We start from the raw sequence: 14,003 nt of genomic DNA on the forward strand, positions 1-14,003 counted from the left end.
AAACAAATAACGCTTCACCTTTAGTTAACATAAGCCGTTTACTTACGGAATCAATACTGGACAAACTGACATGATATGTTCGAGCGAAGGCGTGAAGATTGGTTCATTTTTATCCCAGTAGTGTTCCTGTTCATCTTTCTGATCTTGACGCCGTTTTGGGGAACCAGTTCAATTTCTCATTCGACAGACAACACCGAACTGCACCGATACGAAGATGAAGCCAATCGCCGCTTCAAAAGCTTGGAAAAGCGCCGTACCGGTCGCATAAACTACTGGGCCTATCAACTCGGGCTAGAAACCGGATACTTAGAAGGGGTGGAAGATGTCATCGAAGACACCCAAAAGATCACACCTCAAATGGCCATCGACATAAAGTCAAGCGTTGGCGACATCAAAGCGAGCCTCAAACATATTGCGGGGGTAGATTGCGACATTGATGCGTCTTGGTTCCAACCTCACCTGGAAATTGGCTTCGCAACAAAAAATATCGACTATCTCATTGACGTCCACCTCCGCGGAATAAGCTACTGGGCAGAGGCCTACTACATCCTCTCACTGGCGCTCAATGCCATTCGCTACCGAGTGCAAGAATCAAAGAAGCCCCACAAAACGGACGGAGAAACAGTCAATCTAAACATCGAACGGTTCAATGATCAAGCCGAGTATCTAAAACTGAAATTGCGCCTGGATAAGTCGAAGCCGCCCACAAAAGACCAGCTAGACAAAATCGAAAATGAAATTCTAGATGTCATCCAAAACTAACCAGCCAGTTGCTTCGAGCCCTTCGGCCAGTCCCCACGCAAAGCCGACAGCGCCTGACGCAGACTCAAAACCGAATTCAAGACCTCAAACCCCAAGAAAAGAAGCCACAAAATCAGCCCCTTGATCAAAATCGGCCAAGGCGTGAAATCCTCAAAGTTGTTCTGATAGCTCCGATAAAGGTGGACCACCGAATAGCTAAGGGAAAGAATCCCCAGCGCCACCGAAATCAGCTTCAAACCCAAAAACTCGAACAAAGCCCGTTTGGCATGCGCAGCCACAAATGGCACCTTGCCCCAAATCACCATGGCAACCACCGGCGTCACAAACGGCGCGAAGATAGAAACAGCATGTACCGCACCCGCCAATCGTCGATGCTCAAGCGTCACCATTGAGTTACTAGATGACGCCGGAACCTTCAATGTTTCGCCCGTAGGTCTAATGCTTCGCCTTGCGATACGCCTCTAACTCGGTCTTCGCCGTCTTGCCGATCTGCTCTAAGTGCTTATGCCAAGCCTTCTTATAAGGCCTCAACTCCTCCACAATCGCCTCAACAATAGCCAAGTCCCGATACCACTTGTGGTTCGCCGGCACAACTCGCCAAGGCGCATTCTTGGTAGAACATTTGCTCAGCGCATCCTCATAAGCGTCCGTATAGTCTGCCCAAAACTCGCGTTCCTTCCAATCGCCCACGCTCAACTTCCAAGCCTTGTCCACATCCTCTTCCCGAGCCAACAGCCGATCAGACTGCTCACTCTTCGAGATATGCAGAAAGAACTTCAGCACAATCGTGTCAGAGTCGGTCAGCAGCTTCTCAAAGTGATTAATGTGGTCGTACCGCTTCTTCCAAACCTCTTTCGGTACAAGATCGTGCACACGCACCACCAGCACATCCTCATAGTGTGACCGGTTAAAGATCGTAATCCCACCCTTCCCTGGCACCTCCGAATGCACGCGCCAGAGGAAGTCGTGCGAAGCCTCCTTAGTCGAAGGCTGCTTAAACGGCACCACACGAGTGGACTGGACGTTCATATGCGCCAGCATTCGGCGAATCGAGCCATCCTTCCCGCTCGTATCAATCCCCTGCAAAACAATCAGAAGCGAGTGCATTCCACTGGCAAACATCAGCTCCTGGAGATCAGCCATCTCCTTACCAAGCTTGTCCACTTTAAGCTCAGCCTCTTCCTTACTGAGACCACCATCTTCAGCAGGATCAATTTTCTTGAGCTTAACCTCAGAACCAGGTTCCACCAACGTTGCGTAGGGCATGACTGATTCTAACCTTAACATTCCCAAAACAGCCGTTCTCTCGCCAGAATGTCTACTTCTTAAGCCCCCAAAGTGGCGAGGAGGTACCCTTAAGGGAGATGATTGAGCGCTATACGACCCCTGCCATGAACGCCATTTGGTCTCGCGAGGCCAAGTACCAAGTTTGGCAAGATGTGGAGGTCGCCATTGTGGAAGCCCATGTTGAGCTCGGCAACGTCCCAGCCGAAGCCCTCCAAACGATCAAGTCGAAGGCAAAATTCGACATCGACCGTTGCGACGAGATCGAGAAAGAGACTCGCCACGACCTCATGGCATTTGTCCGAAACCTCTCCGAAAACATCGGAGAAGAAGGACGCTACGTCCACATGGGCGTCACCAGCTACGACGTCATCGACACTTCGCTTGGCATCATGCTTCGCAACTCATGCGATGTACTCCTGGAGTCAGCAGAAAAGCTGAAGACCGAAATTGGCCGACTCGCTCGGGAGCACGTCAAAACACCTCAAATCGGTCGAACCCACGGCATCCACGCCGAGCCGATCACCTTCGGCTCAAAGTGCGCCAACTGGTACGCAGAGCTAGATCGTAACGTCGCCCGCCTCAAGCAAGCCAAGATCGAAGTAGCTACCGGTAAAGTCTCCGGCGCAGTCGGCATCCACGCCATCACTTCCCCAGAAATGGAAGTCATCGTCTGCCACAAACTCGGACTTGAGCCAGAGCCAGCCAGCACGCAGATCATCAACCGAGATCGACACGCGAACTTCATGAACGCGCTCGCACTCCTCGGCGCCGGTCTTGAAAGAATCGCCACCGAACTCCGCAATCTCCAGCGCACCGAAATCCTAGAAGTCCAAGAAGCATTCGCCGCCGGACAAACCGGCAGCAGCGCCATGCCCCACAAGCGCAACCCCTGGAACAGTGAGACCGTCTGTGGCCTCGCACGTCTCCTCCGCGCCAACGCACACGCCATGCTCGAAAGCGTCGCTACCTGGCACGAGAGAGACCTCACCAACTCTTCCCTAGAGCGCATCATCTTCCCAGACTCCTGCCACCTTGCAGACTTCATGCTGAACCGACTCACGTCCATCCTCAAGGGCCTAAACGTGTTCCCAGACCGCATGATGGAGAACCTCCACAAGATGGGAGACCTCGTGTTCAGCGAGCACGTCATGATCGCCCTCATCCACGCAGGCATGTCCCGCGAGTCGGCCTACAAAGTCGCCCAGCGCAACGCGGCAAAGTCCTGGGAAGGACACGACTTCAAAACCTGCGTCGCAAACGACCCCGATGTCACCGAGCGACTCACCCCAGCCGAGATCGAGGAACTCTTCAGCCTCGAACATCACCTCCGCTACGCCGAGCACACGGTCAAAGCCGTCGGCCTCTAAACACGCATTTGAGCCTTGTTGCGAAACAACAAGGCTCAAACGGTTTCAGTTGCAGTAGGATAATTTAGTCCTATCTGAAACGCTATGGAAACCATTCTCAAGCTTAGCCTGCTGCTCGTCGCAGCCCAACCCGTGCTCCAAGGCCCCATCCCCCCAGGCCGGATCGACCTCGGCCCCGACGACAAGCCAGCCTTCCCAACAGCACCCCAAGGCTTCGATCAGCCCAAACAGGAAATCGAGCACGGAAAGCTGGAAACGCTTGAATACGACTCCAAAACCGTAGGCACCAAGCGCCACCTCATGGTCTACACGCCGCCAGGATTCTCACCCAACAAGTCCTACCCCACACTCTATCTCCTCCATGGAATCGGCGGAACAGAACGAGAATGGGTCGACAACGGCGCCCCAGAAGCAATCCTCGACAACCTCTACGCCCAGCACAAACTCAAACCGATGATCGTCGTCTTCCCCAACGGCCGCGCGCAAAAAGACGATCGAGCAGTCGGAAACATCTACGCGCACGCCAAAGCGTTCGAGACCTTCGAAGGAGACCTCATCAACGATGTGATCCCTTTCATGGAATCACACTACAAACTCAAGAAAGGCAGCAAGAACCGAGCCCTAGCCGGGCTCTCCATGGGCGGCGGCCAATCACTCAACTTCGGCCTCACCCACCTAGAAACCTTCGCCTGGGTAGGCGGCTTCTCTTCCGCACCCAACACCAAAACGCCTGAGGTACTAGTCCCAGATCCAGACAAAACCAAGAAAGCCCTCAAACTACTCTGGATCTCCTGCGGCGACAAAGATGGCCTCTTCAGCTTCAGCAAACGAATCCATGTCTATCTCGCAGAGCACAAAGTGCCACACATCTGGCACGTGGAACCAGGCGGACACACCTTCCCAGTCTGGAAGAGCGACCTCTATTGGTTCTCTCAGCAGATATTCCGATAAGATTGCAAATACACTAAGGCAGTGATCCACTGCGAGTTGTTAATAGACGGCCACTTCATCGGCGGTCCGTGCGACCAAGCCACCGGAAAGCAACTGGTTCGCTCCCCCTGGGACGATCACGTCGTCGGCACCGCCGCAGAAGGTGGCTTTGGAGAACTGCGGGGCTGCATTCAAGCAGCCCATGACGCCTTCCCCTCCTGGAAACTCACCACAAGGGAAACACGCCAGAAGCTGCTCCGCAGAATCGCCACCATCATCCGCGAGCGTGCAGACGAACTCAGCACCCTCCTCACCGAAGAAGTCGGCAAGCCCATCACCTGGTCGCAAGGCGAAGTCGCCCGCACAGCACTCACATTCGATCTCGCCGCCGACCTCATCACCACCTACGGCCTGGAACAACTCCCCACCGACATCGACCCACGGGGCGCACACTACCGGTGCACCGTCGAACGCTTCCCCATCGGCCCCATCTTCTGCATGGTGCCCTACAACTGGCCGTTCAACCTAGCAGCCCACAAGATCGCCCCAGCGCTAGCCACAGGCAACACGCTCATCCTCAAAGTAAGCCCCCTCGCCCCGCTCTCCACCCTCCAACTGGCCAGGATCATCCACGAAGCCGGCTGCCCGCCCGGAGTCATCAACGCCTGGAACGGCCCAGTCCAAGCGGTTCAAAAGGCTCTCACAGATGATCGAATCGCCATGCTAAGTTTCACCGGCTCCGCCGCAGTCGGCTGGAAGCTCAAAGAACTCCTCCCGACCAAGAAAGTGGTGCTGGAACTAGGCGGCAACGCCACCGCCATCATCTGCTCCGACGCTGACCTCGATGGGGCTATCCCTCGCATCGCCGCAGGAGCGTTCGGGTTCGCCGGCCAAGTCTGCATCTCAGTCCAACACGTGTTGGTTCACCACTCAATCTATGAGAAAGCGCTGGCACAACTAAAAGAGGCCACAGCAAACTGCCCCACAGGCGATCCAAACCTCCCGCAAACCATCTGCGGCCCTCTCATCTCCATCGAGGCTGCTCAGAAAGTAGAAAAGCTGATCGTGCAGGCCGTCGATGCCGGCGCAACCCTCGAAGCTGGTGGGACTCTGGACAAGCAACTCCTAAGCCCAACACTCCTCTCCAATGTTCCCGACTCCGTAGACCTAGCCCACGAAGAGGCCTTCGGCCCCATACTCACCATCGCCCCATATCACAATCTAGAAGAGGCCATCCAAAAAGTGAATAGCTCCCAATACGGAATCCACTGTGGAGTCTTTACAAACGACATCAAAACATCAGAACACTGCTACCGCTCTCTCGAAGTGGGAGGCGTGATCATCAACGACTACCCCACCCTACGCTTCGACAACATGCCCTACGGTGGCGTCAAGAAAAGCGGCTTCGGCCGAGAGGGTATCCGTTACGCCATGGACGAGATGACCGAACCCAAAACGCTACTCATCAAAACAAAATGAAAGCTTTCTATTCAAAGTCCAGTAAGAGCTATCTCATTACAACATACATCCTAGCCACCGTTCTCTTAGCCGTTGCGCCACCTCTCATTAGCATCCCTCAAGTTAAATCTCAGATAACCGGCTGTTTCGCATTGGTGGTCTTTCTCATGATCATCTGCTTGATGTACCCATTCAGATACATCTTTGGCAAAGAGAATCTGAGAGTCAAAATGGGCCTGGTATACGTAAGAACCATTCCCTACGATTCCATAGAGCGAGTCACCTTCGTGGACAAAGGGATGGCCCCAATCCCAACCTGGAGCCCATTCAATTCCGGTATCAAACTGATCCTCAAGAACCGGGCTGCCTTCATCTCGCCAGCAGACGAACAGGGAGTATTCGAAGAACTAGCCGAAAGATGCCCGCAACTCAGAAAATACGGCAATGAACTACGAATCGAAGCAAACTAGACTCCTGCTCTACACAGCCAGTACAACAGCCGGAGCAGTCCTAGGTCTTCTAATGCTGGGATACCGAATGAACGCAATAGGATGCATCATTTTTGCCGCTATACCGAACGCCTTTCTCACTGGCTACATAGCAAACAAGGGAGCAAAGCGATGAAGCTCTACTCCCTTATCTCAAACCACAACCGAAGACTTATCGAATAGCTTCTTCAGTCTCCGCATCGAAGATGTGGATCGCACTCAAGTCGATACCGAACTTGGATGTTTCACCCTCTTTAATGCGTGTCTCGTTATCAATGGAAGCAACCAGACTGTGCTTACCAGCGCCAATATAGGCCACATACTCATGCCCCAAAGGCTCAAGCACGTCCACCTTCGCCGTAATCGTGTTCGCTTCCGTAAACGCCACGTTGCTCGCGAGGTTGGAGTCAAAGATGTCCTCAGGTCGAATACCAAGAATCACAGCCTTACCCTCTAGCTTAGAAGCAGGGTGCTCCGCAGGAAGAGGAAGCTTGAACTCGTCTGTATCCACGTAAGCCGTGCCAGAGACTGTGGTGATCTTGGCAGGGATAAAGTTCATGGGAGGGGAGCCGATAAAGCTAGCCACAAACTTATTGACCGGGTGCTTGTAAACCGTCTCAGGCTCGTCGCACTGCTGCAACACGCCATCACGCATGATCGCCATTCGCTGGCCCATGGTCATGGCTTCCACCTGGTCGTGAGTCACATACACCGTCGTGATACCCAACGATCGGTGAAGGCGAATCAACTCTGCTCGGGTCTGAACGCGGAGTTTAGCGTCCAGGTTAGAGAGCGGCTCGTCCATCAAGAAGACTTTGGGCTTTCGGACAATGGCACGCGCAAGAGCGACACGCTGCCGTTGACCACCAGAAAGCTCCTTAGGTCTTCGCATCAAGTACTTCTCGATGTCAAGCATGCGTGCAACTTCGCGAACGCGGTTATCAATATCAGTTCGAATTCTCTTAGCCTCAGCTCCGTGAGAAAGCTGCCAAAGGAAGCCCTTCAACTCTCGAAGTCGGAGACCGAACGCGATGTTGTCATACACGTTCATGTGGGGATACAAAGCATAGTTTTGGAAAACCATCGCAATGTCCCGGTCCTTAGGTGGCACGTCATTCACGCGCACCTCACCAATCATAATATCGCCTTCTGAAGTCTCTTCCAGACCGGCGATCATACGAAGGGCAGTCGTTTTTCCACAGCCTGATGGACCTACCAGAACCATGAATTCTTTGTCTTTGATCTCCAAGTTGAGATCGTTCACTGCCTTTACGTCTTTACCGTAAATTTTCGTGATGTTGCGAAATGCGACTCCTGCCAAACAAACGCTCCTTAAGGGTATCGAGTTCGCATTATAGCGCAGCCTTTGGCTTCAAACCCGATTCTTTTGGAGACTTTTTGTTTCCGATACTTTTCCGCGATCATTCTCAGCCCAGATGGACGATTTTCGTCAATTTTCAACGACTTCGTCAGAAATCACAAAGATTAAATCAACTATCTTGACTTTTCCGTATAGAAAAAGATAATTTTGATGACACTAAACTTTTCAGGAGAGAACAACAATTCATGCCAGAAACTCAGTTCGTCGCCGTCAACCACATACACGTGAAACCCCACTACCAACCTCGCTTCGAGGAGCTGTTCGGAACCCGAGCCAAAGCCATCGACCGCCTTCCCGGCTTCATCTCCATGAACGTCCTCAAACCCAAAGAAGACGGAGAACCCTATCTCATCGTCAGCCACTGGGAAAACGAAACCTCGTTCCAAACTTGGCTAAAATCGCCAGAATTCATCGAAGGACACCAGAGAGGATTTGAAGACTTAAGACAGGCAAAAGAACGAGGTGAAGAGCCACCTATGACCAGCCGCTTCATGACCTACGGCGTCATCGCGCATTAAAAACTCAGTAGAATCGCCTAATGAAACGAGCGTTCACCCTCATCGAACTCCTCGTGGTCATTGCAATCATCGCGATTCTCGCAGCGATTCTCTTCCCAGTCTTTGCAAAAGCAAAAGAGGCCGCGAAGAAGACCACCTGTTCCAGCAACATGAAACAGATCGGCATTGCCATGACCATGTACCAAGCCGATTTCGATGATGCCTATCCAAACAACGGCGATGCCGGACTGTGGATAGGCAGAAAGTTCCGATGGCCCGTCATGCCCTACCTGGCCATTGCACAGCACCAGAAGGACCCTAGCTCCCCTCTACGAGCCGACGGAAGCAGTCCACTCATGTACTGCCCCTCAGACACGTCTAAGGGCCAATACGACGACACATCCTACGCCTACTCGTCTGCATTCTACAGACCGTACGAAGTCCTAAAGAACGCGACCCTGCTCGATCTCTACCGAGGCGGCGCGTGCGAAGTCGTAGGATGCACAACCTACACCTCCTCAGCAGTAAACGAACCCTCCGGCAAGATCATGATCTTCGAGTGGGCCAACTCACACCAATTCTCGAAGGTCCCCGTAAGCGTCTGGGGCTCCTTCACCAACTGGCCCAACCCAGGACCAGACCGCTGGGACGGAGCACGAAACATGCTCTTCGCAGACACCCACGTAAAACTAATCGTGGCAAATCGTCAGGTCGCCTCCCACCTAGACACCCCAGACCCCAACCTCACCCCAAACGGAATCGCCGGCACAGACCTCAAATAGTCATCCAAAAGAAAAAAGCGGCCCGAAGAAATCGGGCCGCTTTTTCACAGGTCAAGCCAGGCTTTAAAGTTCCGTTCCATCGGCAGCTTTGCCTTTGGATTCACCTCTATCGCCACGATTCGACAGATTGCGCTGCTTCTCAGATCCCGGAACTCGACCTTCAATCTTCCCAACACCCTTGCCTGCGGCTGTCGAGTCAGGCGACTTCTGCCCCAACTCCGCATCAGCCTCTTTCGCACAGCCGGCAAGCAACAGAAGAGACGTCAAGCCAAGCAGTAAACCAAGCGTCTTCACCACTATTCGATGTCCCATAGATACTTGCTTCGATCCGTAATCACGATGTCGGTAATAACAGGCTTCTTGTTCTTATCCCAGTTGGTTCCCTGAGCCAAGCGCCCCGTCTTCAGATACTTCGCAGATCCATCAACCCAACCAACCTGAACGCCATCGTTATAACGAGGCGATGTGCCTCCTGTATAGCTCAAGTAGCCGTACGTGTCTCCATGAGAGTTGGAACCCCATCCCTGGTCTCCCCAATACCAACATGCCTTATCATCATTGGCAATGGCAGGCGAGTCGGCATATTCAGAACTGTTTGCCTTCTTCACTTTGCCGTCAACAATCATGACAGTCTCTGATGGCTTTGCAGGAGAAGTCGTCGAGATGGGCGTTCCGGTTCCCCAATCCCCGTCGACAATCTGGTCACAGTTAAATCCACCGTTGTTCAAATAGTCGGCGTTGTAACCATAAGATGGGAAGCGAGACTTATAGTGATCCGGCTGACTTGCTGTCCACGCACCACGATTGTCCTTCTCGGAAGGGTCATAGAACATGGCGTAGCTCTTGATGTAAGGCTGAGTGGCTCGTGGCCAGAACATGTTTCGCTCACCAAAAAATCCAGGCTGCCCGGTCGCATAGACCGAGAGAGGAAACACATCGTCGCTGTCAACCGTGTAGCTCAAAATGCCAAGGCTGATCTGCTTGATGTTGGAGAGGTCTGCGGTCTTCTTCGCCGCAGCCTTAGCCTGAGCAAACACCGGGAAGAGGATCGCAGCGAGAATTGCGATAATTGCAATAACGACTAAAAGTTCGATAAGTGTAAAAGCGGTTTTTCGTGACTTCATCAGTTCACCTAATAGGGACCCTAGGATTTTGCGAAGCAACTCTATAACAATTCTAAAATCCAGCCTAAAAAGTTAACCGTTTTACCCGTGGATGGATAATTTACCAATCCCTCCCCTCTACCGGAAACATGAGACATCAGTGTCAAATCCCACCAACCTCCCAGGCGACACAGGAAACGAGTCGATGAGTTCAACTCACCGAATTTGGAACCCAACCCAAAGATAATTGAGCAAATTTCAGAGCGAGGCTCCATAATCCACAGATAATCATGTCCAAAGACATCCGGCGCATAGTCGCGACTGACTGCGGTTCAACCACCACAAAAGCGATTCTCATCGAGAAGAACGACAAAGGCGAATACAGGCTCGTCGCCCGCGGAGAAGCTCCAACCACCGTTGAAAAGCCCTTCGAAGACGTCACGCTGGGTGTCACCAACTCCATCACCGAACTCGAAGAGATCACCGAAACCACCGTCCCAGAAGGCTTCGCAAAAGGCCGACGGAATCTCCTCAAAGACGGCAAGGTGTGGCGCCAATACAAAGAAGGTCAGCAAGACACAACCGGAGTCAATAGCGAACTCGACAGCGCCGGACTCTACGTATCCACCTCAAGCGCTGGCGGCGGCCTCCAAATGATGGTCGTCGGCGTGGTCAAACAGATGTCCGCCGAATCCGCAGAGCGCGCAGCCCTCGGCGCCGGTGCCATCCTCATGGACACCCTCGCCGTAAACGATGGCCGCAAAGACTATCAACGCGTAGAAAGACTCCGACAACTACGCCCCGACATCATTCTCATGTCAGGCGGTACCGACGGCGGAAACCGAGCGCTCAACATCGAGATGGCAGAAGTCATCCGAAGAGCCGACCCCAAGCCCCGCTTCGGCGACATGAAGCTCCCCGTCATCTACGCCGGCAACGTCGAAGCACGAGCTGACGTCAGCAAAGTCCTCGGAGACGGCATCGCCCTGCAAGTCGTCGACAACCTCCGCCCCCAACTCGACAAAGAGAACTTGGGCCCAGCGCGTGAAGAAATCCACGAGATGTTCCTAGAGCACGTCATGCAGCAAGCCCCTGGCTACTCCAAACTGCTCCAGTGGACCAGCGAAGAGGTCATGGCCACCCCAAACGCAGTAGGCAAACTCCTCAAAGAGTACGCCGAGAACGAGGGAATCAATGTCCTGGGCGTCGACATCGGAGGAGCAACCACCGACGTCTTCTCCGTCTTCAAAGCCAGCACCGGCGAGCGCATCTACAACCGAACGGTTTCCGCAAACCTCGGCATGTCCTACTCCATCTGTAACGTCCTCAAAGAGGCCGGAGTAGAGAACATCGCCCGATGGCTCCCCTTCGAGATCGATCCCGCGGAAGTTCGCAACCGACTCCGCAACAAGATGATCCGCCCAACCACGATCCCTCAAACCTACGAGGACCTCCTGATTGAGCACGCCGTCTCCCGAGAAGCACTGCGCCTAGCCTTCCACCACCACAAGTCCCTCGCCCGTGACCTAGTCGGTAACGCCCAGCAGCGAGACGTCGGACAAATCTTCAACCAGGATTCAGGCGGCAACACCCTCGTCAACATGATGGCGCTGGACATGATCATCGGCTCCGGAGGAGTTCTCTCCCACGCCCCACGCCGAGCACAATCCGCCCTCATGATGATGGATGCCTACCAACCCGAAGGCATCACCATGCTCACCGTAGACAGCATCTTCATGATGCCTCACCTTGGAGTCCTGTCCGAGCACCTCTACGAAGCCGCCAAAGAAGTGTTCGAGCGCGACTGTATCGTCAAGATCGGCACCTGCATCGCCCCCATCGGAGTCGGTAGCGACGGTGACCCATGCGTCACCATCAAAGGCTCAGGAATCGACGTAAGCGTCCCCTACGGCCAAATCAAGGTGATTCCCTACACCCTCTCCATGGGCGACACCATCACCGTCGAGCCAGCCAAGAACTTCGACGTCGGCGCAGGAAAAGGCAAGCCAGTCACCGTCAAACGATTCGACACCAGCCGAGGCAACCGTGACCAAACCACCAACCTCATAGAAGGCCAAGTCGGCATCATAGTAGACACCCGAGGCCGCCCCTACAACCTAACCCTCAGCACCCCCAACCGAATCAGCAAACTAAGAAGCAGCCTAGAAGCCCTGGGCCTCCCGCTGCCAAAGTAACCCTATCCAACGAAGCGACTCGCCCAACCACCGAGTCGCTTCCCAATCAGAGTTTCCAAAACTCAACGTGGGTTCAATCGTTTAATACTCGATGCTCGCGACTATGCTGACTCTAGGCAACCTCTTCCTAGCTGCTCCACCCCGATTCAAGATCGTGGAAATACAGCAGCCTCCAGCAGTCAAACAGACTCTGCCTAACGGAGGCTTCCGCCTTATGGTCTCACCCGGCGCAAAAGCGCTCAATGATAGAGGTGAAGTCGCTGGTACCAACGGCTCCGCAGCTTATCTGTGGAAGAACGGCCACACCACAACGATCAGGTCCGCAAGTGAAGGAAACTTCGAACCATGCGGCATTAACAATCGCGGTCAAATGGGTGGAACTCAATTCGGTACATACACCACCCCAGTCATTTGGTCAAACGGCCGCTTTATAAGGCTTCAATCCGCAGGCGCCAAGCAGATGAATGGCAGAGCGCTAGCCATCAACGATGCAGGCCAAGTGGTTGGATGGACAGCAACTGAAAGCACAACGCAAACAGAGCACCCTGCCGAGATGAAGCCTTGTATATGGGATCCCAAAACGGGATTACAAATCATCGGAATCCCAACTTCGAGCCATCCACATTTGCAGCGACCACGCATGGAGAGCCGGTCGAACATGTTCCCTTCCGCGGTGACACTCAACTCAAACGGAGAGGTCGTGGTCAGTGGACAGATAGACCCTTTCAAGTGGAGACGAGGAGCCACAACTATCCTAGAAGCCCCAAGTCCCGACAGCAAGTTCTGGGACAGCCTGAGTCGGGCCGATGGGATCAACTCGCAAGGAGACGTTTGTGGGTGTATGTTCAAGCCCATCAACCCTCCAAAACAAAACCGCTTAGCCCAAGACGTAGCCGTAATCTGGAGCAAAGGAAGGATTCGCCAACTCGGTAATGGCTTCGCTACAGCCATAAACAATAGTGGCGACGTTGTCGGATATGCCTGGATAACCGGCCCCGACGGCAAGAGCACTCAAGAGCCGTACCTGTGGTCAAAACAAGGCAATCTGCAACTCAACGACCTACTCCCCAAAGGCTCAAAATACAGAATCTGGGAAGTAAGAGCCATCAACAATCGGGGCGAGATCCTGTGTAACTGCGAAGAGATCGGATCAGGTCCCAACGGTCGCGTAAAGCCTATTCTTCTAGTGCCGGTCAGGTCAGAGCGACACTAGAAGGACGAAGAAGTTACTTCTTCGTTCGCCGAACCAAAGCCAAAGCCCCAGCACCCAACAGAGCCATCGTTATAGGCTCTGGCACTGCCTCGTACTCCACGTAGTAACCCATCGGAGTGTTCTCCCCGAGATCGTTCCAATAGCCGTTTGAATAAAACAACAGCGCCTGCTCGGAGTGCAAACCAAGACCATCGTTCGGCTCACCGCCATACCAACTGGTGTAAGACCAAGCCTCACCCGTCACCCACTGCCAGCCGTTGCTCGGAGTCGTGTCCCCATACTGGTGAGCCCCCAGCCAGCCATCCTGATGGAAATTTACAAACAGAAAATCATCTTCACTCTGAGACGTAAGAGTAGCAAGATGCCCCTGTAAGCCGAGATAACTCAGACTACTAGCTTTAGCCTTCGCATCGGCCCAGGTAAGCGGCGAACGTACGTAGTCGTAGTAGTGACCATTAGCGGGATTCAAAAGCTGTGCGTTTGCCACACATGCCCCACCTAGTAAAATTACAGACAAACCAACAGAAATCTTCATAACGG

15 protein-coding genes are annotated in these 14,003 nt (G+C 53.5%); 9 read left to right on the forward strand and 6 right to left on the reverse strand.

The window, feature by feature from the left end; translation table 11 throughout:
- Positions 1-75: 75 nt before the first annotated feature.
- Positions 76-762 (forward strand): hypothetical protein, encoded by a 687-nt coding sequence (locus ACZ51B_RS04205; protein WP_464295984.1) that lies wholly within the window; start codon positions 76-78, stop codon positions 760-762.
- Here ACZ51B_RS04205 and ACZ51B_RS04210 read toward each other — a convergent pair.
- Together ACZ51B_RS04210 and ACZ51B_RS04215 are read right to left on the reverse strand one after the other, a co-directional pair.
- Positions 759-1,151 (reverse strand): hypothetical protein, encoded by a 393-nt coding sequence (locus ACZ51B_RS04210; RefSeq protein ID WP_464295985.1) that lies wholly within the window; start codon positions 1,149-1,151, stop codon positions 759-761. The genes ACZ51B_RS04205 and ACZ51B_RS04210 overlap by 4 nt on opposite strands.
- Positions 1,152-1,197: 46 nt before the next feature.
- Positions 1,198-2,028, reverse strand: a complete 831-nt coding sequence (locus tag ACZ51B_RS04215; RefSeq protein ID WP_464295986.1) for a PPK2 family polyphosphate kinase — start codon at positions 2,026-2,028, stop codon at positions 1,198-1,200.
- 98 nt (positions 2,029-2,126) lie between these two features.
- Here ACZ51B_RS04215 and purB point away from each other — a divergent pair, with 98 nt between their 5' ends.
- The 4 genes from purB to ACZ51B_RS04235 all read left to right on the forward strand — a co-directional run bounded on the left by purB (position 2,127) and on the right by ACZ51B_RS04235 (position 6,274).
- On the forward strand, positions 2,127-3,416 hold the full coding sequence (purB, locus tag ACZ51B_RS04220; protein WP_464295987.1) for an adenylosuccinate lyase: 1,290 nt from the start codon (positions 2,127-2,129) through the stop codon (positions 3,414-3,416).
- An 84-nt stretch (positions 3,417-3,500) separates the two neighbouring features.
- Complete coding sequence (locus tag ACZ51B_RS04225; protein WP_464295988.1) at positions 3,501-4,367, forward strand: alpha/beta hydrolase; 867 nt, start codon at positions 3,501-3,503, stop codon at positions 4,365-4,367.
- 21 nt (positions 4,368-4,388) lie between these two features.
- Entirely contained in the window at positions 4,389-5,825 is a 1,437-nt protein-coding gene (locus tag ACZ51B_RS04230) for an aldehyde dehydrogenase family protein (RefSeq protein ID WP_464295989.1), read from the forward strand.
- Positions 5,822-6,274, forward strand: coding sequence for a hypothetical protein (locus ACZ51B_RS04235; RefSeq protein WP_464295990.1), 453 nt, complete (start codon positions 5,822-5,824; stop codon positions 6,272-6,274). Before ACZ51B_RS04230 ends, ACZ51B_RS04235 begins: the two co-directional genes overlap by 4 nt.
- Before the next feature lie 190 nt (positions 6,275-6,464).
- Here ACZ51B_RS04235 and ACZ51B_RS04240 read toward each other — a convergent pair whose 3' ends face one another.
- Positions 6,465-7,613 (reverse strand): ABC transporter ATP-binding protein, encoded by a 1,149-nt coding sequence (locus tag ACZ51B_RS04240; protein ID WP_464295991.1) that lies wholly within the window; start codon positions 7,611-7,613, stop codon positions 6,465-6,467.
- A 245-nt stretch (positions 7,614-7,858) separates the two neighbouring features.
- Here ACZ51B_RS04240 and ACZ51B_RS04245 point away from each other — a divergent pair, with 245 nt between their 5' ends.
- Together ACZ51B_RS04245 and ACZ51B_RS04250 are read left to right on the forward strand one after the other, a co-directional pair.
- Positions 7,859-8,191: an antibiotic biosynthesis monooxygenase family protein gene (locus ACZ51B_RS04245; RefSeq protein ID WP_464295992.1), complete on the forward strand. Its 333-nt coding sequence runs from the start codon at positions 7,859-7,861 to the stop codon at positions 8,189-8,191.
- Positions 8,192-8,211: 20 nt separating this feature from the next.
- A complete protein-coding gene (locus tag ACZ51B_RS04250) occupies positions 8,212-8,952 on the forward strand; it encodes a DUF1559 family PulG-like putative transporter (protein ID WP_464295993.1) in 741 nt (246 codons plus the stop codon).
- A gap of 63 nt (positions 8,953-9,015) precedes the next feature.
- Here the strand turns inward: ACZ51B_RS04250 and ACZ51B_RS04255 are convergent, their stop codons facing one another.
- Together ACZ51B_RS04255 and ACZ51B_RS04260 are read right to left on the reverse strand one after the other, a co-directional pair.
- Positions 9,016-9,264, reverse strand: a complete 249-nt coding sequence (locus ACZ51B_RS04255; RefSeq protein ID WP_464295994.1) for a hypothetical protein — start codon at positions 9,262-9,264, stop codon at positions 9,016-9,018.
- Complete coding sequence (locus ACZ51B_RS04260; protein WP_464295995.1) at positions 9,249-10,076, reverse strand: prepilin-type N-terminal cleavage/methylation domain-containing protein; 828 nt, start codon at positions 10,074-10,076, stop codon at positions 9,249-9,251. The genes ACZ51B_RS04255 and ACZ51B_RS04260 overlap by 16 nt, the downstream gene beginning before the upstream one ends.
- A 269-nt stretch (positions 10,077-10,345) precedes the next feature.
- On the opposite strand from ACZ51B_RS04260, the gene ACZ51B_RS04265 reads away from it, so the two are divergent.
- Positions 10,346-12,250 carry a glutamate mutase L gene (locus tag ACZ51B_RS04265; protein WP_464295996.1) on the forward strand — a complete coding sequence of 635 codons (1,905 nt, stop codon included), beginning with the start codon at positions 10,346-10,348 and terminating at the stop codon, positions 12,248-12,250.
- Positions 12,251-12,341: 91 nt separating this feature from the next.
- Complete coding sequence (locus ACZ51B_RS04270) at positions 12,342-13,463, forward strand: hypothetical protein (RefSeq protein ID WP_464295997.1); 1,122 nt, start codon at positions 12,342-12,344, stop codon at positions 13,461-13,463.
- Between the two features lie 13 nt (positions 13,464-13,476).
- Here ACZ51B_RS04270 and ACZ51B_RS04275 read toward each other — a convergent pair whose 3' ends face one another.
- Positions 13,477-13,998, reverse strand: coding sequence for a PEP-CTERM sorting domain-containing protein (locus ACZ51B_RS04275; protein ID WP_464295998.1), 522 nt, complete (start codon positions 13,996-13,998; stop codon positions 13,477-13,479).
- Positions 13,999-14,003: the final 5 nt, after the last annotated feature.

It is taken from the genome of Fimbriimonas sp. LA-C6, from assembly GCF_055398105.1.